This window comes from Paenarthrobacter aurescens (assembly GCF_025421775.1).
GTDB classification, from domain to species: domain Bacteria; phylum Actinomycetota; class Actinomycetes; order Actinomycetales; family Micrococcaceae; genus Arthrobacter; species Arthrobacter aurescens_B.
This window is the reverse complement of record NZ_JAOEFX010000008.1, coordinates 73,551-92,145: the sequence shown is the minus strand read 5'-3', so window position 1 is coordinate 92,145 and position 18,595 is coordinate 73,551. Positions and strand designations below refer to the sequence as shown.

Below are 18,595 nucleotides of genomic sequence, written 5' to 3'. Positions count from 1 at the left end.
CCTTTCGCGGGTTCCGGCTATTTCGCTTTGGCGAACAGCGTCAGCATACGTGCGGACTCCAGCACAAGGGCATCACGACCGGCCTTGAGGTACTTCCGGGAATCCACCACTGCAGGGTTGGCATCGAGGTACTCACGGACGGCGCGGGTAAAGAACCCGTTTAAATGTGTGGATACGTTGATTTTAGTCATACCCGCGCCAATAGCAGCTACGAGCATCTCGTCTGTGACGCCTGAAGAGCCGTGGAGGACCAGCGGTTTTCCGACGGCGGACTTCAGCCGGGTGATCAGGTGAAGGTCCAATGAGGCACTTCGTTCCGTCATGGCATGCGAGGATCCAACGGCAACGGCGAGGGCGTCCACGCCTGTGGCTTCTACAAATGCCCGGGCCTCGGCGGGGTCCGTCCGGACTCCCGGAGCATGGGCACCATCTTTGCCTCCCACTTTGCCGAGCTCAGCCTCGACATAAACGCCGCGCTCGTGGGCGTACTTCGCTACGCGCTGGGTAACCTCCACGTTCCACTCGTAGGGCAGATGCGCGCCGTCGTACATGACCGAACCGAAGCCGAGATCCACCGCAGCGAGCGCGAGGTCTTCGGACTCTGCGTGGTCCAGGTGGAGTGCCACAGGCACAGCGGCGGATCGGGCTATCGCCAAAGCAGCTGATGCGATCGGCTCCAGCCCGCCGTGGTATTTGGCGCAGTTCTCGGAGATCTGCAGGATCAGTGGGACACCTGCCGCTTCGGCTCCCGCCACCAGCCCTTCGGCGGTTTCGATGTGGATGATGTTGAACGCGCCTTGGCCGGTGCCTGAGGCGGCGGCCCCGTCCATGAGTTCCCGCGTGTTGACCAGGGTCACCGGGTCTCCTTCCATGTCACGATCAGTTGGTCTTGAAGTTCCTGGTACCGGGGCGAAACTTCGCCCGCGGCGGGCATCAGCACGGCCGCGGCCGACCACGCTGTAGCCCGGCGAAGTATCTCGCGGGGCTCTGTGATGCCTTCGGCGAGTGCGACGGCGGCAGCCGCCACACCGGCGTCGCCCGCTCCCGTGGGGTTGCCACTGAGCGCTTCCGGCAAGCGGGCGCTCCAGTAGCCGCCGGGGGCGGCGTGGTCGAAGGCGAGCATGCCATCTGCTCCGGCGCTGACCAGTACCGTGCGGGCACCCATGTCGATCAGCGACAGGGCCGCCGCTTCAAGGCTGGTCTCGCCGGTCGCTTCGGCCAGCTCGTGGTGGTTCGGTTTAAGAACATCGGCGCCCGCTTTTGCTGCGGCGATGATTCCGGGACCGGAGGTGTCAATGATGGCCGGGATGCCGGCGTCGTGGGCCAGCCGAACCAGTTCCGGGTAAAAATCCGCCGGAGCGCCCGGAGGCAGGCTTCCTGAGCCCACCAGGACGGAGGCCGGCAGGTTGCGGTTGCCGCTCACGGCCTCCACCACGGCGATCCGGAGCGAGCGCCAGTCGTCGGGCAGGAGCGCTTGGCCCTCCTCGTTGAAGATGGACGTTTCGCCTGCCACCGTGTCCACCAGCGCGATGCTGCGGCGGGTCTCAGCGGCGACGCCCACCAGGGTGTGCGGCACTCCGCTGGTCCAGAGTTCAGCAGCGAGCGTCTGTCCTGCCGCGCCTCCGGTGGGGGCAATGGCGAGGACGGGATAGCCGAGCTGGTGCGTGACGCGGGCTACGTTGATGCCTTTGCCGCCTGCGCGGCTCAAAGGGGTGGGCACCCGGTGGCTTGCGCCCTCGGTGATCCCTTGCACTGCGTAGGTCATGTCTATGGCCGGATTGGCGGTGACGGTGATGATTCGGTTCACGGCGGCGCGCTTCATTGTGTGGCTCCCAAGAGTGCACGGGCGTTCAAGGCCGCACCAAGCAGGCCTGCGTCTTGCCCCAGCTCGGCCCGTATCAGTTGTGGGCGGCGCTGGAAGTCGAGGATGTGGTCCACGCGCGTGCGGAGAGGCTCCAGGAGCTCGTCCCCGGCCTCAGCCAGGCCGCCACCGATGACCACCGCTTCGGTCCCGATGATGTTGACGCACTGGCAGATGGTGAAAGCGAGGGCATCCACGGCATCCGCCCAAACCCGTGCGGCCAGCGCATCGCCGGAGTTTGCCCTGAGGAGGACGCCACGGGCACCGTTTACCCTGTTTCCTGACAAGCGGTGGTAACGCTTGGCTATGGCGCCGGCCGAACCCACGGATTCCAGGATGGTGGAGCCCGCGGCGCCAGGCGCGGCATCCGGGTCCGGGACCTGCGCGTGGCCGAGTTCGCCGGCAAAGCCTCCCGCCGTAACCGCCTTACCGCCTGAGAAGACGGCAGCGGCGATGCCGGTGCCCACCACCATCACCACAACGTCGTTGAACTCTTTCGAACCGCCGAAAGTGTGTTCAACGGCAGCTGCGGAACGGACATCGTGGTCGAACGCCACCGGGATCCCGAGCCGTTTTTCCGCTTCGGCCGTAAACGGGAAATTGCGCCATCCGAGATTGGCGGAGTAGATACCCACGCCGGCCACGGAGTCCACGATTCCGGGAACGATGATGCCGGCTGCCCGGGCGGGTGAGCCCGGGAACTCGGCAGCGAGCTCGTCGGCCAGCTCAGCGAGCCGGTCCAGGACTGCATCCCCTGGCCTCAAGGAGTCCAGGGGCGTTGGAACGCGGCGCATGCCCAGCACAGTCCCCCGGGCATCCACCAGACCAGCTTTGATGTCGGTCCCGCCAACGTCGAAGGAGAGGACCGGTGATTCTGCGGCTCCGAGAACCATGTCGGTTGCCTAGGCGGAGGCGTCGAGAATGACGGAACGCGTCAGGTTGCGGGGCAGGTCCGGATTCAGTCCACGGACGCGTGCGCGCTCCAGGGTTACCTTGTGAACACGCGCGAGTTCCGCCAAAGGGTGCTTGTCTGTGTGGATGTAGAGGGCACCAGTGACTGCCATATCGTTGTCGAGGCCTTCGGGCTGGGCGCCGAACAACCAGGTGACACGGCCCGGAGCAGCGATGGAAATGGGACCGTGGCGGTACTCCATGGCCGGGTAGGACTCGGTCCAACCCTGGACAGCTTCGCGCATTTTCAAGCCGGCCTCGTGGGCCAGGCCCACCGTCCAGCCGGTGCCAAGGAAAGTGAACTGCTCGGCGTCCAGGAGTTCCTGGGAGACCGGAGACGTCACGGCGTCGCGTGCATCCGCGATGGCTTGCTGCACATCGATACCAAGGCTTGTCAGCATGTACACCAATGCCGTGGTGGCGAAGCGCGTCTGCACGACGGAACGCTCATCCGCGTACGGAAGTCCGATCACGGCGTCTGCCAACGGGACGATCGGTGAGGAGGTGTCGCCGATGATCGCTACCGTCGGGACGATCCCCTGAAGCTCAGCCAGGATCTCCAGCACCTCAGTGGTGGTGCCCGACCGCGTAATTGCCACAACGGCGTCGTACTGGCGATCGGCACTGTTGCTGTTCAGGAAGGCCTCTGAAGCAGCGAAAGCATCCGTGACTCCCTTCCCGGCGGATTCCCGGGCGGCGGCGTAGCTTTGGGCCATGAACCAGGACGTCCCGCAACCAATGACGGCGATGCGCTTGCCGTCCGCAGGAAGCAGCTGTTCAGAACGTGCCTGCCCGACGGCGCGCTGCCAGACTTCGGGCTGGGAGACCAGCTCTTCGTCCATGAAGGCACCCAGTGTGTTCTCGCTCATCGTGTGTTTCGCTCCCGCTCAGCTTAATGACGTTTTCTGATCTATAGAAACACTAAACGATCATTTTCGATCTCACAAGGATCATCCACTCGAGAAGACTGCTCATTCCCTGCGCGCCATCCCGCGTCCGTCCGTTGCGGGGAAAGCGTGTGCCGAGATGTGCAGTTAAGTTAACTGACTGTTAACTCTTGTCAACTTCTGTCCTATAGAGCAGGCTTAGACGAGTCCGCAAGAACATGACTGTTACTAGCTCGGAATAATCAAGAAGGAGCATAATGCCCCGCTTGTCACCCCCAAGACGCCTCGCCTCGTTGAGCTTGGCCTGCGTCGTCGCCTCATCCTCGTTGGGACTGCTGGCCATTCCACCGGCAACTGCAGCCCCGTCCACCCCACCTGCAGACATCGTCAGCGCCGCCGACACTGCCACCATCACATCCGGCGACCTACGCGTTGACGTCGCCACCACTTTTCCGCAGGTCCTCGGCTACACCCATACCGCTACCAAGGCCCGCCTTGACGGCACTACAACCCGCCTCAGCACCATCACGCTCAACGGTGTGGAGTACACGGTCACCGGTACATCCGCCGCCTCCGGAAAGGACACAAGGGACTACGTCCTGACCGTCCCGGAATTCGGCAACACCCTGATCAAGGCCCGGCTGTCCGTGAAGAAGAACGTCGTCTCGTTCAATGTCACTGAGATCAAGGACTCTGCGGAGCACCAGGTCAGGACCCTGCAACTCCCCCGGCTGAACCTGGTGTCCGTGGGCTCCGCACAGCCAGGAGCCCAGGTATCCACGGCCAACCTCTCCGTGGACCGGAGCGTCACAGGTGACGAATTCACGCCGATTACCGCGTCGACTCCTTTGGATGCCGCAGCCAAGAGCTCGGCCTATGCACTGGCCAACACCGCAGCCCTGGGTGCCGCCGTCGAATCAAACGCCCTCTACGACACGTCCTCCGGTCCAGGCGCCAAGGACCGGGGCAGGTTCTGGCGCCAAGCTGTCAGCGACGGTGCCGGCGGAGTGACCATGGGGCTCGCCAGCGGCCAATGGCTCTACCGTGCGGAAGGCTCAACAGCCACCGAGGAACTTCCCTGGACACGCGTGGCCATCACCCCTGACGCGAACGCCGACGGCGGTGTGGACTGGCAGGACGCTGCGATTGCCATGAGGTCCATCCAGGTCAGCGCCAACAAGGGCGAACAGACACCGGACAACGTGATCACCCACATCCCGTTCAACTTTGCGTCCCAGGCAACCCACCCGTTCCTGCGCACCTTGGACGACGTCAAACGCATCTCCCTGGCCACAGACGGCCTGGGCCAGGTGGCCATGCTCAAGGGCTACACCAGCGAGGGCCACGACTCCGCCAACACGGATTACGGCAACAACTTCAACACCCGGGCCGGTGGCCTCGAGGACCTCAACAAGCTGGTCAAGGAAGGCAAAGACTGGAACGCCAGCTTTGGCGTCCACATCAATGCCACCGAAATCTATCCCGAAGCCAAGTCCTTCAGCGAGGACCTGCTGCGCGCCGACAAGGGCTTGGGCTGGAATTGGCTGGACCAGTCCTACTACATGAACCAGCGTGAGGACATCAACTCCGGCAAACTCGCCCAGCGCATCAAGGAACTACGCGAAGCCACGGACAAGAACCTGGACTTCGTCTACGTGGACGTCTACTACGAGTTCGGCTGGCTCGCCGAGCGCCTGCAGCAGGAACTGGTCAAGAACGGCTTCCGGGTGGGCTCCGAATGGGCAGACCACCTTTCCCGGAACAACACGTGGTCCCACTGGGCCAACGATGAGAAGTACGGCGGCTCCACCAACAAGGGCATCAACTCGCAGATCCTGCGTTTCATCAACAACACCCAGTCGGACGTCTGGAACCCCGATCCCAAACTCGGCGTGAGCCATATTGTGGAGTTCGAAGGCTGGACCGGGCAGAACGACTTCAATGCTTTCAGCGAGAACGTGTGGACGGCCAACCTGCCGGCCAAGTTCCTGCAGCACCACCAGATCACCAAGTGGACGGCTGACCGGATCGACCTCGCCGATGGCGTGTCCGTCACCGGAAACACGGCTGCAGAACGCAACATCACCGTAGGCGGCGCCTCCGTCCTGCAGGGTGGAACCTACTTGCTCCCGTGGTCCTCCAAGGAAAACGGCAAGGCCGACAAGCTCTACCACTACAACCCGGCGGGGGGTGCCAGCACGTGGACGCTCACAGCGCCCTTCGCCAAGTCCAGCTCACTCGAACTGTTCAGACTGACTGACAACGGACGCGTGAAGGTCGCCGACGTCCCGGTGGTCAACGGACAGGTCACCGTCACGGCGGACGCCAAGCAGGCCTACGTCCTTGCCCCGAAGAACAACAAGGCCGATCTGCCCAAGAAGGCCGACTTCGGCGCAGGAACGGCATTCAGCGATCCCGGCTTCAACGGAGCAGACCTTGCGCCCTGGAACCCCACCGGCAGCGTCACCCAGGTCCGCGACGACAAAGGCCGCCGCTTGGCCGAGCTGGGGGCAACGCCGTCGTCGATCAGCCAGGAAGTAAAGCTGGACGCCGGAACCCAATCCGTCAGCGCGTGGGTTGAAATCCAACCCGGCAAGACCCGGCCCACCACGCTCTCCGTGGACATCAACGGCAAGACTGAAAGCGTCACTATCGATTCGTCCAACGCCGAAAACTACGTGGCCGGCGACGAGAAGCATGGCACAGCCTTCCAGCGGATCCGCGTGCTGGTGGACGTGCCCCACAACAACACCAAGGCCACGGTCACCATGACAGCGGCCGACGGCGACGCAACAGTGCGCGTCGACGACTTCCGGGCGGCGAAGACCGCCCGGGTTGCCACCACCGGAGTTCTCAGCGAGGACTTCGAGCACGTAGACCAAGGCTGGGGACCGTTCGTCAAGGGCAACGCCGGCGGCTCCACGGACCCGCGAACGCACATCACCGAGCGCAACGAACCCTTCACCCAAAAAGGCTGGGATGCCAACGTGATCGACGAAGTACTGGACGGCACCTGGTCGCTGATCGCCCACGATGAAAACCTCGCCCCCAACGGCGGACCGGGCATGGTCTACCGCACCACCGAGGCGACCGTGCCGTTCCAGGCGGGCCACAAGTACAAGGTGTCCTTCGACTACCAGAACTCCAAGGCCGGGCAATACGCGTGGGTTTCCGGCTACGACTCCCAGGCAGGTCCCGCAGTGACGGGCAGCCAGGCGATCGACGCCAAAACGTCCACCGCCCGGTTTGAGCAAATCCTCGATACCGGCTTCTGCGGAGACTACTTTGTGGGGCTGCAGCGAACCGGCAGCTCGAATGGTTCGGACTTCACCCTGGACAACTTCCTGGTGGAGGATCTCGGCGCCTCCGAAGCTGTCCCTGCCTGTGCCCAACTCTCAGCGTCGCTCCAAGGCGATGTGGTTCAGCAGGGCAAGGCCCAGGACTTCGTCACCACGTTTGTCTCCGACGAACCGGCCGCCATCAATGACCTGGCCGTGTCGTTGGAGCTGCCCGAGGGGTGGACGGCAACACCATCCACGCCCGCAACGGCCTCGACGCTGCCCGCTGGTGGCACCTTGACCACCACGTGGAAGATCACCGCACCGGCATCGGCTGACGGCGACTACCCCATCACGGCAACGGCTTCCTATAGCACCACTTCTTCGCCCGCAGGCAGCCGTACCATCAGCACCACCACCACCGTCCGCACCCTGCCCAAGCCACCGCAGGCCACAGTGTTCGCCAGCGACCACCCGTGGGTCAGCGCAACCAACGGTTGGGGGCCGGTGGAGAAGGACCAGTCCAACGGCGGGACCGGGGCCGGTGACGGCACACCCCTTACGCTGAACGGCACGGTCTACGCCAAGGGCCTGGGAGCCCATGCCAACGGAACCGTCCGGTACTACCTTGGCGGATACTGCACGGCCTTCACCGCGACCGTGGGCATCGACGACGCCCAGCCGACGCGTGGCAGCGTGAAGTTCTCCGTGGTGGCTGACGGCACCACCAAGGTCACCACCCCTGTCCTGGGCGCCACCAGCGCTCCCCTGCCGCTGACTGTGGACGTCACCGGAGCCCAGTACGTGGAGCTGGTGGCCAACGATGCCGGCGACTCCAACGGCAACGACCACGCAGACTGGGCCGACGCCAAGTTCACCTGCTCCACAACGTCGCAGGAACCACCGGCTCCCGTCCTGTCGGGGACGGTCTTCGCCTCCGACCTGCCCTGGATCGGCAGCACCAACGGCTGGGGACCGGCGGAACGGGACCGGGCCAACGGTGAGCAGAACGCCGGCGACGGACCCGCACTGCGGCTCGACGGCGTCGTGTATCCCAAGGGCATCGGCGTCCACGCCGACTCGAAGATCAGCATCGCCACCGAGGCCAAGTGCAACGCGTTCACTGCCGTGGTGGGAGTGGACGACGCGAAGCTGAACAAGGGCCTGCATGGTTCGGTGGTGTTCATTGTGAAGGGCGACGGTCGCGAGCTGCAGCGGACACCTGTCCTCAGTGCCGACTCGTCCGCACTTCCCCTCAACGTGGACATCACAGGTGTCCAGAACGTCGAGCTGATCGCTGACAAAAACGGCGACGACGCTGGCGACGACTGGGGCGATTGGGCCGACGCGAAGTTCACCTGCGCGTAGGTCCTTCCCAACGAAGAGGGGCTGTGTTCCAACCGGAACACAGCCCCTTTTTTGTGTATCAGACGGCGCTTATGAATCAGACGGCACGCACGCCGGCCCGCCACACGGAATGTGTCAGCGGGATTCCGGGGCGGTACGCCAGGTGCGTGGCCGACGGCGCCTTCAGCATGTGCAGGTCCGCCCGATGGCCGACGCCGAGCGAACCCACCGCCCGTTCGCCGTCGACGTCGTTCCCGGACTCCCGGCCCAACGCCAAGGCGCCGCCGTACGTCGCCGCCCGGACGGCCTCGTGCACGCTCAAACGCATCTGGAGCACAGCCGTTGTGACGCAGAACGCCATGGAACTGGTGTAGGAGGTGCCCGGGTTGCAGTTGGCTGCCAGCGCGATCTGCACGCCCGCGTCGATCAGTTCACGGCCGGGCGCCAGCGGCTGCCGGGTTGAAAGGTCGCAAGCGGGAAGGCAGGTTGCCACGGTGCCTTTGGTGCCCACGCCCGTTGTTGGGTCCCAGGCGGTCCAGGTTTCCGCGAGCGCCGCGACGTCCTGATCCGAAAGGTAGTTCACGTGGTCCACACTTGCAGCTGCGAACTCCACGGCCAACGCTACGCCGGGCCCCTCGCCCAACTGGTTTCCATGGACCCTCAGCCCCAAGCCGGCGTCCCGGGCCGCCGTCAGGACACGACGGGACTGGTCCTCCGTAAAGGCGCCCCGCTCGCAGAACACGTCGGCCCAGCGGACGTACGGAAGCACGGCGTCGAGCATGGCACCGCAGACCAGGTCGGTGTATTCCTCGGGATCAGAGCCTGCCGGGACCAGGTGCGCGCCCAAGTAGGTGACCTCGTCCACTTCGGCTGCGGCGATGCGGGCGCTGCGGGCCTCGTTCTCGACGTCCAGGCCGTAACCGGTCTTGCTCTCCAAGTACGTGGTTCCTTGCGAGACCGCCTCGGCCACGCGGTCCCGTACGAGGCGGGTGAGTTCGTCGTCGCTGACGCTGCGGGTTGCACCCGTCGTGACGGCGATTCCGCCGGCGCTGTAGCTTTCGCCGGCCATGCGGGCCTCGAACTCCGCGGTGCGATCCCCCGCGAAAACAAGGTGGGAGTGTGAATCCACCCAACCAGGCAGGATGGCGCGGCCTTCGGCGTCGACCATGTGGTCAGCAGCAGGAGCGTCTTTGGCAGCGCCGATCCATGAAATCCGTTCGCCTTCGATCACGATGGCGGCATCCTTCAGCACTCGACGCTCGAGGTCCTGGGTCATCAGTTCGCCAATGTTGGTGATGACTGTGCTGCCGTTGTTCCCGTTCCTGATTCCGCTCATGACCCTATTGTTCAGCGCCGGATGGACCAACGCACGGCCGCTAACTGCTCCGCTGTCCGGGATTCCGGACTGTCTGCTGTGACGTGGCCGAGGATCAGCGCGGCGGCCAGCTCCGCAATGGCCGACGACGTCTGGAATCCGTAGCCGCCTTGTCCGGCCAGCCAGAAGAAACCGGGTGCCTCGGCGTCGAATCCCACCACCGGTACCCCGTCTGCAGCTTCTGTCCGGAGGCCGGTCCATGCCCGGTCCACTGAATGGATTCCCAGCGTTGTCACATCGTTGAGCTTATTGATGAGTTTCTCCACGTCGCCGGCGTAGGGCTTTGCGTCCTCCGCTCCGCTCGGCACAGTTTCCGACGGCGAGATCAGCACCTGGTGGCCCTCAGCGCGGAAGTAGAACGTGTCATCGGCCGCGCACACCATGGGCGTTTCCGACGATAACGGGTTCTCGACATTAACAATCGCCGCGGTCCGCCGGTACGGCTGCAGCCCCAGCTTCTCCACACCACTGATGACGGCCAGCTCATCTGCCCACGCCCCAGCGGCGTTAACCACGACGCCGGACTGGAACCCTTCGGTGCCTGCGCCCACCTGCCAGCCGCTCCCCAGACGCTGGGCCGAGTGCACCTTGGCTCCGGTGATGATGTCCACGCCTGCGGCTTCGGCCGTCCGGCGGTGTTCCTCGAGCAACAGCGGGGCGTTGCAGCCGAAGGAGCCGTTATCCAGTCCAGCAGCCGTAAAGGACTCGGGATTTAGCGCGGGGCACAGCTGCATGGCTTTTTCATGGGTGATCGGGTGCATATTGCCGCTGGCCTCTGCACGTACCGTGTCCTCGTCCCCCACCAACATAAAACCGCGGGGTGTCAGGATCGGCTCCGCTGCCTGGGCATCCCGCGCAGCCAACATCTTCAGGGTTCGAATGGTCAGATCCTGCACCACTGCCGGACCGTAACTGGGGATCAGTTGCCGGGCGGAACGCGACGACGTGTGGAAGGCCAGGGACTGCTCGGCCTCAACAAGGGCAACAGTGCACTTGCCCGCGAGGGCCGCCGCCAAGGACAGTCCCCCAATGCCGCCGCCTACGATTACCACGTCATAATTCGAAGCCATGGCTCCATCCTGTCAGACCCGTGTCGCCACTGCGACAGGCTTCCACCCGAGTCACCCACAGACGCTCTCTCACCTAACAACCGCTAAACGCACACCCTCTCTCGCTTGCCACAAGAAAGTGAGAGAGGATCGGCCGAAAACAAGCGGGAGGTGAGAGAGCGTGTGACCAAAACGAGCGGAAGGTGAGAGAGCGTTAGGCGACGGCGGCGGGACTCTTCACGAACGCCTGAACACACGCTCCGACGTCGTCCGCGCTGTACCTCGCGCGCAACGAGCTGAAGACGCTCTCTCATAAAGCAGCCCTTTAACGCACACGCTCTCTCACTTTCGTGAAGAAAGTGAGAGAGCGTGCGACCAAAACGAGCGGGAGGTGAGAGAGGGTCAGGCGACCGCGGCGCGACTCTTCACGAACGCCTGAACGCAGGCTTCGACGTCGTCCGCGCTGTGAGCGGCGGAAAGCTGGACGCGGATCCGGGCTGCACCTCTGGGGACCACGGGGAAGCTGAAGGCCGTGACGAAAACGCCGTTGTTGAGCATCTCGTCGGCAACCTTGGCAGCTACCACGGCATCACCGAACATCACGGGGATGATGGCGTGTTCGCCGTCGAGGAGCTCGAATCCTTCCTCGCTCATGCGGCGACGGAACAGTGCTGCGTTCTCAAAGAGGCGGGTACGGAGTTCACCGGATTCCTGGACCAGTTCGATCGCCTTGATGGTGGCAGCAACAATGGCCGGCGCGAGGGAGTTGGAGAACAGGTACGGGCGCGCCTTCTGGCGAAGCATGGCGACGATCTCGCCGCGGCCGGAAACGTAGCCACCCGAGGCACCTCCGAGGGCCTTGCCAAAGGTGCCGGTGTAGATGTCCACGCGCTCCGAAACACCCGCGTGCTCAGGGGTTCCGGCACCGGTGGGGCCCATGAAACCGACTGCGTGGGAGTCGTCCACCATGACCAGGGCGTCGTGCTTTTCCGCGAGGTCGCAGATAGCTTCGAGTGGCGCAAGGTAGCCGTCCATGGAGAAGACGCCGTCCGTGACGATGATCTTCCGGCGGGAACCCTCAGCCTCCACCAGCTTGGCCTCAAGGTCTGCCATGTCCTGGTTGGCGTAGCGGAAGCGCTTGGCCTTGCTGAGGCGGATGCCGTCAATGATGGACGCGTGGTTGAGGGAGTCCGAGATGATGGCGTCCTCAGGGCCGAACAGGGATTCGAACACGCCGCCGTTGGCATCGAAGCAGCTGGAGAACAAGATGGTGTCCTCGGTGCCCAGGAACGTGGAGACACGCGTCTCGAGTTCCAGGTGCAGGTCCTGCGTGCCACAGATGAACCGCACGGAAGCCATGCCGAAGCCGCGCTCATCCATGGCGGACTTGGCTGCGGCGATGATGTCCGGGTGATCGGCCAGGCCCAGGTAGTTATTGGCGCAGAAGTTCAGGACCTTGTTGGCGGGCTGGCCGAGCTGGCCCGCGGCGATGTGGCTTGCCTGCGGTGAATCGATGTGCCGTTCGGTCTTGAAGAGGCCGGCGCTGCGGATCTCGTCGAGTTCGCCCTGCAGCTGGTCTTTGATGGCTGAGTACATAAGGGGTGCTCCTAAGGTTGAGGGGGCCGGGTGCAGTTCAGGTCCGGCTACAGTTCAGTCCAGTCGAGGACCACTTTGCCGCCGGTACCGTTCCGGGCGATTTCGAAGCCCTTCTCCCAGTCCTTGGCAGAGAGCTTGTCGGTGACTACCGCGGAGATGTTGCGGTGCAGGACGGGGTTGGAGGACAGCATGGCGCTCATGGCGTACCAGGTCTCAAACATCTCACGGCCGTAAATGCCCTTGAGCGTGAGCATGTGCGTGACCACCTTGCCCCAGTCGATGTCGATGGACTGGCTGGGAAGGCCGAGCATGGCGATGCGTCCGCCGTGGTTCATGTTGTCGATCATCTCAGGCAGGGCGGTGGGGTGTCCCGACATTTCCAGGCCGATATCGAACCCTTCGCGCATCCCCAGTTCCTGCTGGGCGTCGCGGACGCGCATCTTGGAGACGTCGACGGCCAGGTCAACGCCCATCTGGCGGGCCAGCTCGAGTCGCGGAGCAGAGACGTCCGTGATGGCGATCTTGCGGGCGCCTGCGTGGCGGGCGACGGCGATGGCCATGAGTCCGATGGGACCGGCACCGGTGATCAGGACGTCTTCGCCAACCAGCGGGAAGCTCAGTGCGGTGTGGACGGCGTTGCCGAAGGGATCGAAGATGGCACCGAGTTCCGGGGTGACGGATTCATCGTGGTGGACCCAGACGTTGGTTTCCGGAATGACGACGTATTCAGCGAAAGCACCATCGCGCTGCACGCCGACGGAGACGGTGTGGATGCACATCTGGCGGCGGCCGGCACGGCAGTTACGGCAGATTCCGCAGACAACGTGGCCTTCGCCGGAGACCCGGTCCCCCACCTTGACGTCGCGGACGTCCTCGCCGATTTCCACTACTTCGCCGTAGAACTCGTGGCCTGCGATGAGTGGCGTTTCGATGATGCCTTGGGCCCAGGCATCCCAGCTTTGGATGTGGAGGTCGGTACCGCAGATACCCGTGGTCATCACTCGGATCTTGACGTCGCTGGGGCCTGCTTCCGGCTCGGGACGTTCGACGAGTTCGAACCCTGCGTGCGGACCGGATTTGTAGAGAGCCTTCATGGGATTCCTCACTGGCTGGGGCTGCTTCAATGCTGCTGAGTCCATTGAAGCCCCGCCCACGATTTAGCACAACTAGAATCTTCTCAATCAACGATTTAGTATTTGCTAATGGAAATTCATCAGTTGCAGATGCTTCGGGAACTGGGCGACCTGGGCAGCGTCAAGGCTGTGGCCGAAACGCTGATGGTCACGCCTTCCGCCGTTTCCCAACAGCTCGCACTGCTCCAGAAGTCCGTGGACGTGCCGTTGACGCGCAAGGAAGGCCGGGCGTTGGTGCTGACCGACGCCGGCCGCGTACTCGCCGAGGCTGGCGCCGCCGTCGTGAATGCCATGGCAGATGCGCGGGCAGCGATCGGCGCGTACCACGATGCTCCCGACGCGCCGGTCAGCGTGAGCGCTTTCCACAGTGCGGGACAGGCGCTGTTCGCGCCGTTGGCAGCGTTGTTGGCATCCGGGACAGCGTCCGACGGCGGAAAGTCGCCGCGTCTGCGCCTCTCCGATGAGGACGTGGCCCAGGAGGATTTCCCGGGGTTGGCTGCCCGGTACGACCTTGTTTTGGCGCACCGGATGGACAACAGCCCACAGTGGCCTGAAGACAAAGTGGCGGTTATTCCGCTTGCCGACGAGCCGTTGGACATCGCCTTGCCAGCCAAGCACCCGCTGGCATCCCGGCGCGAACTGGAGCCATCCGACGTCGTGGGTGAATCCTGGGTGACCAGCCGCGATGGCTACTCCCCCGCGGACGTGTTGGCCGCCGTCGTTGCCGTCAGCGGACGGCCGGCCGAGGTGCTGCACCGGATCAACGACTATTCGACCGTTGCGGCGTTGGTTTCCGCGGGCGGGGCGATCGGGCTGCTGCCGCGGTTCACAGCGCGCCGCGTGTTGGATGCCGGAGTGGTGTTGCGTCCGCTGTCCGGCGTGAATTCCGTGCGCAAGATCGACATCCTGGCCCGGCCGGAGACCCTTAAAAGGAAATCGGTCATGACGGTTTGCGAGTCACTTCAAACCGTCATGACCGAGCTTATCGAGCTATCCAGCCCCCGCTAACCGCGGACGGTCAGTCGCGGACCAAGGCGGGCTGGCCCGCATCGAAGTACGCCACCAGCTCCTCAGGGAGTTCCGGAACCTCGCGGGCCGAGCCGTCCCCGCGCAGCGATTCGGCTGCGAGGATGCCGGCCACTACTGCTTGGCGCGCGGCGATGGGGCTGGTCTGGGTCTGGCCGCCTTCGGAGGCGAACCGCAGGAATTCCTCGATCAGGCGGGGATCCGCGCCGCCGTGGCCGCCTTCGCCGTCCTGGATGGTAATGACCTCGTCGGGCACTGCATAGCCTGACGTCCGGCTGGTCCACACGTTGATGGTTTCGCCGGGACCGTCGCCGAGGTTCTCGATCCGGCCCTTGGTGCCGATCACCGTGTAGTTGCGCCAATAATCAGGCGTGAAGTGGCACTGCTGGTAAGAGGCCAGGACGCCGTTGTCGAGGACCATGTTCATCATGGAGATGTCCTCGACGTCGATCACCTCCGCGAGGTCCTTCTGCTCAGTGGGCGGCCAGTTGTCCATGGAGAACCAATCCCCCATGCGCTTGCCGGCATTGTTGCTCCGGTTGGCGACGTCACCGTAGACAGCAAGATCGCCGACGGCGGCAACCCGCTTGGTGTAGCCACCGGCAAGCCAGTGGATCACATCGATGTCGTGCGCACCTTTTTGGAGCAGCAGAGAGGTGACATTGGCGCGCTGCGCATGCCAGTCCTTGAAGTAGTAGTCACCGCCGTGACCGACGAAGTGGCGGCACCACACGGCCTTAACATCTCCAATGCGGCCTTCCTCGATGAGCTGGCGCATCTGGACGACCACCGGCATGTGCCGCATATTGTGGCCGACGTACAAGCGAGTGCCGGTTTCGTAGGCCGTCTTAAGGATCAAGTCCGCAGCCTCCACAGTGATGTCGAGCGGCTTCTCGCAGAAGGTGGGGATGCCCGCCTTGAGCGTACGGACCGCGACGGCGGCGTGCTGGTTATCGGGGGTCAGGACCAGGACGGCGTCCAGGCCGCTGGCCAGCAGTTCCTCAAGATCGTCCGTGACCCGGGCCGTAGGAATGCGCTCTGCCGCGTCCGCCCGGCCTCGTTCACTGAGGTCGCAAACAATGGTGACCTCGGAGCCCTGGCCCGGCTTATGGGCGTGTTTCCAAAGCCCTGAACGCAGGCCGAAACCTACGATGCCGACCTTCAAATCCTTTTCCATGGTGTGCTATTTCCTTCTTCTGGTTCCTAGTAAAGTCTGGTTGCGGCGCTGCGGTGCGGCGCCGATTCGCGCACGAACAAGTGCCAGGGAAAGTCGAGGACGCCGGGTTGCTCCGTCGCAGCCGTGCCGGCCGGACCTGTGGCCCGCCTCAAGAGAACCCGGGCGAGTTTGTCGAAGAAATCGACGGGACCCACGGTGCTCAGCGATGGTGACATCCGCTCACCTTCCACGGTGTTGCCCACGCCGATGATGTCCACGTCGGTGCCAACGGCCAGGCCCAGGCGCTGGGCGGCATTAATGGCGCTGACAGCCGCGTAATCGGTGGTGGCGTAGATGGCGGTAGGCCGGTCCGGAAGGCTGAGCAGCCGGGTTGCCGCCGCGTACGCCCCGGCGCTGGTGCCATCAAACAACCCCACGTAGTCGTCCCGTTCCGGGATCCCCGCATCCGCCAAAGCCTCCGAGTACGCGCGGTAACGGGTACCGCCGGAAGTGCCCGCTGCCGTTGCAGGCGTCAAACAAGCGATCCTCGCGTGGCCGTGGAGCAGGTGCTCCACGGCCATGCGGCAGCCTGGCCCCGCAATGGACCGGATGACGTCGAAGCCCTCCGCTTTTACCTCTTCGTCAAAGACCACCAGCGTGGTCCCATGCTCTGCCAGCTGGCGCAGTGCGTCCCGCTGGTCGGGCCGGACTGCGTCCACGAAGACGGCGTCGGCGTTGTGCGTTCCGAGCACTTTCACCCAATCGGCGTCGCCCAGGATCATTGGCGTGATCCCCAACGGGACGGCCGCCCTCTGCACTGCTTCAATGACGGACAACGACCAAGGATCGGACAACATGGTCAGCGACAGGATGACCGTATTGGTCCGGCCGGTCCGGATGGCGCGGGCCGCCTGGTTGGGGCGGTACCCGAGCCGTTCCGCAGCCGCCTTGACCTTCTCCGCCGTCGGATCCGACACCCCGGGTCCGCCATCGCCGCGGCGCCCCGACAGCACATAGGAAACCGTGGCCGTGGAAACTCCCGCCAACTCGGCCACCATACGTATGGTGGGCCGGATTCCGGTGGTGCTCGCTTTTGCCATGGTTCCCCCTGCTGGTGTTCTTTGTGTTGACGCGTTGGTTCGTTGTTGGACTGGTCCGGTGTTGGTTTGGTCCGTTGTTGGTTTGGTCCGTTGTTGGTTTGAGGCTAGCTCCTGAATACCGGTACGTTGGGGTCCAACGCGGCCTGGTACTCGTCGCGCATCTTGTCGCCGCCTTCGCTCTTCCAGCGTTTGACCGCATCCTTGAGCTCGTCGATCTTGGCGCGGCCGGTGATGATGTCCACCACCTTGTCGCGCAGCTGCTTGGTGATCTTGGCGCCCACCTTGGCGTTGGTGTCCGAGTAAGAACCGTTGGTGGGGTTGCGCCATGCGAACTCGAGGAGCTTCTCCTCCTGCTGGCTCACGTAGCGGGTGTCGTCGTCGAAACCGGGGTTGAAGATGACGTTTTCCGGGCTGGACATGATGTTCAACGCCGACACCAGTCCGGGGGCGTTGGTGGTTCCCGTTTCGGTACGCGCCGGGTTCCCGGAGCCGTCGATTGTGTAGTCCTGGCCGAGCTCGCCGAAGTTCTTCTGCATGTACTCCACCGTGCCGAACGGCGCCGACAGGTAGTTGATGAGCGAGAGCAGTTCGCGGATCTTGCCCTCATCGGCCTTCTTGAACGGGGTGAAGCCCACCGTTCCGTAGCCCATGTCGTATACGGGCTTGACCTTGCCGTCGGCACTGAACGGAATGAGGACGTCGAACTGGGCGGTCTTGTTCAGGGCACGGTAGCTGCGGATGTCATGCGGGCCAACCACAACCTGGGCGGCCACGCTGCCGTTGGCGACGCGCGAGCGGATGTCGGTTGCTTTGGAGTCCGGATAGAACACGCCGGCTGCGAACATCTTGGCCGTGAACTCCACGCCGGCCATGTATTCATCGGTTTCGTACAGGTGGGTCAGGGTCCGGTCCTTGTTGACAGCCCAGCTGTTCGGGGCGCCAAACCATTCGGTGACCATGTGGAGGGCGTTGATGTAGGCCGGTTCCAGCGCGTACTGCTGGTCACCCGGGCGGGTCAGCTCCTTGGCCTTCTCCAGGAATTCGTCAGCACTGCTTGCTTCAAATCCGCCCACCTTGGCCCACATGTCGTGGTTGCCCAGGTACACCTGGCCGAAGGGGGTACTCGGGATGGGAGCTCCCCAGATCTTGCCGTTCACGACGGCGGTCTTCCAGGAATCGGGCTTGAGTGCGGCCAGGTTGGGGTACTCCAGGACGGCGTCACCGGAGAGGTAGGGCGTCAGGTCCTGGAACTTGGCCTCAAGCATGGGTCCGACGTTGGGAATACCCTGGTTCGGCGGAACCCACATCATGTCCGGGAGGTCGTTGCTGGCCAGGACGGTGGCGAACTTGGCCGGGTAGCCGTCTCCGATGTCTTCGGCGATCTGGAGCTCCAGGTCGCCGCCGAGTTTGGCATTGAGCCGCTGCCAGAAGGGGTTGTCCTTCAGGCCGGGGCTCATGGTGTCGAACGTTTCGGTCAGGCCGGTGACCTTGCCCTTGAGCGGCGGGGCCTTCACGGACTGCACAGCGGTGGGCAGCTTGAAGTAGCCGGCTTGGAGGCCTTTGGCGTTGCCCGCGATGTCCGGGGTAACACCAGTGAATTCCTTGTACGTGGGCAGTTTGACCGAAGCGGAGGCAGCGGCGCCTCCGTTGCTTGCGGCTCCGCCACCACCGCAGGCGGACAAGCCTGCAGCGGTCACGGCCAGGCCTGCGAGGCCAAGGAAACCGCGGCGGCTGAATCCAGCCTGAGAGGTAGTGCTCGTCATGGCATAACCCTTTCTGGTTACTTGCTTCATCTCTGGGGGTTTTGGGTGTTTGGGCTTGGGATTGTGGGCTTTG

General features: G+C 64.0%; 13 protein-coding genes. 2 read left to right on the top strand and 11 right to left on the bottom strand.

What is annotated here, in order from left to right:
• Positions 1-17: 17 nt before the first annotated feature.
• The 4 genes from N7568_RS16950 to N7568_RS16935 are packed head-to-tail and all read right to left on the bottom strand — an operon-like array spanning position 18 to position 3,681.
• Positions 18-872, bottom strand: coding sequence for a class II fructose-bisphosphate aldolase (locus tag N7568_RS16950; protein ID WP_261610959.1), 855 nt, complete (start codon positions 870-872; stop codon positions 18-20).
• Positions 854-1,822, bottom strand: a complete 969-nt coding sequence (locus N7568_RS16945; RefSeq protein ID WP_261610958.1) for a 1-phosphofructokinase family hexose kinase — start codon at positions 1,820-1,822, stop codon at positions 854-856. Before N7568_RS16945 ends, N7568_RS16950 begins: the two co-directional genes overlap by 19 nt.
• A complete protein-coding gene (locus tag N7568_RS16940; protein ID WP_261610957.1) occupies positions 1,819-2,754 on the bottom strand; it encodes an ROK family protein in 936 nt (311 codons plus the stop codon). The genes N7568_RS16945 and N7568_RS16940 overlap by 4 nt, the downstream gene beginning before the upstream one ends.
• A gap of 9 nt (positions 2,755-2,763) precedes the next feature.
• Positions 2,764-3,681 carry an SIS domain-containing protein gene (locus N7568_RS16935; RefSeq protein ID WP_261610956.1) on the bottom strand — a complete coding sequence of 306 codons (918 nt, stop codon included), beginning with the start codon at positions 3,679-3,681 and terminating at the stop codon, positions 2,764-2,766.
• A 275-nt stretch (positions 3,682-3,956) separates the two neighbouring features.
• On the opposite strand from N7568_RS16935, the gene N7568_RS16930 reads away from it, so the two are divergent.
• Positions 3,957-8,345 (top strand): endo-alpha-N-acetylgalactosaminidase family protein, encoded by a 4,389-nt coding sequence (locus N7568_RS16930; RefSeq protein ID WP_261610955.1) that lies wholly within the window; start codon positions 3,957-3,959, stop codon positions 8,343-8,345.
• Between the two features lie 76 nt (positions 8,346-8,421).
• Here N7568_RS16930 and hutI read toward each other — a convergent pair whose 3' ends face one another.
• The 4 genes from hutI to tdh form a co-directional block, all read right to left on the bottom strand.
• The gene (gene hutI / locus N7568_RS16925) at positions 8,422-9,660 is read right to left on the bottom strand and encodes an imidazolonepropionase (protein WP_306422985.1); all 1,239 of its coding nucleotides are present in this window, start codon (positions 9,658-9,660) and stop codon (positions 8,422-8,424) included.
• An 11-nt stretch (positions 9,661-9,671) separates the two neighbouring features.
• Positions 9,672-10,769, bottom strand: coding sequence for an NAD(P)/FAD-dependent oxidoreductase (locus tag N7568_RS16920; RefSeq protein WP_261610954.1), 1,098 nt, complete (start codon positions 10,767-10,769; stop codon positions 9,672-9,674).
• A gap of 381 nt (positions 10,770-11,150) precedes the next feature.
• Positions 11,151-12,344 (bottom strand): glycine C-acetyltransferase, encoded by a 1,194-nt coding sequence (locus N7568_RS16915; RefSeq protein ID WP_261610953.1) that lies wholly within the window; start codon positions 12,342-12,344, stop codon positions 11,151-11,153.
• Positions 12,345-12,391: 47 nt separating this feature from the next.
• Positions 12,392-13,438 (bottom strand): L-threonine 3-dehydrogenase, encoded by a 1,047-nt coding sequence (gene tdh, locus N7568_RS16910; protein ID WP_026547146.1) that lies wholly within the window; start codon positions 13,436-13,438, stop codon positions 12,392-12,394.
• A 108-nt stretch (positions 13,439-13,546) separates the two neighbouring features.
• On the opposite strand from tdh, the gene N7568_RS16905 reads away from it, so the two are divergent.
• Entirely contained in the window at positions 13,547-14,485 is a 939-nt protein-coding gene (locus N7568_RS16905) for a LysR family transcriptional regulator (RefSeq protein WP_261610952.1), read from the top strand.
• 10 nt (positions 14,486-14,495) lie between these two features.
• Here the strand turns inward: N7568_RS16905 and N7568_RS16900 are convergent, their stop codons facing one another.
• The 3 genes from N7568_RS16900 to N7568_RS16890 all read right to left on the bottom strand — a co-directional run bounded on the left by N7568_RS16900 (position 14,496) and on the right by N7568_RS16890 (position 18,522).
• A complete protein-coding gene (locus N7568_RS16900; protein WP_261610951.1) occupies positions 14,496-15,680 on the bottom strand; it encodes a Gfo/Idh/MocA family protein in 1,185 nt (394 codons plus the stop codon).
• A 26-nt stretch (positions 15,681-15,706) separates the two neighbouring features.
• Positions 15,707-16,759 carry a LacI family DNA-binding transcriptional regulator gene (locus N7568_RS16895; protein WP_261610950.1) on the bottom strand — a complete coding sequence of 351 codons (1,053 nt, stop codon included), beginning with the start codon at positions 16,757-16,759 and terminating at the stop codon, positions 15,707-15,709.
• A 104-nt stretch (positions 16,760-16,863) separates the two neighbouring features.
• Complete coding sequence (locus tag N7568_RS16890) at positions 16,864-18,522, bottom strand: sugar ABC transporter substrate-binding protein (RefSeq protein ID WP_261610949.1); 1,659 nt, start codon at positions 18,520-18,522, stop codon at positions 16,864-16,866.
• Between the last annotated feature and the right edge of the window lie 73 nt (positions 18,523-18,595).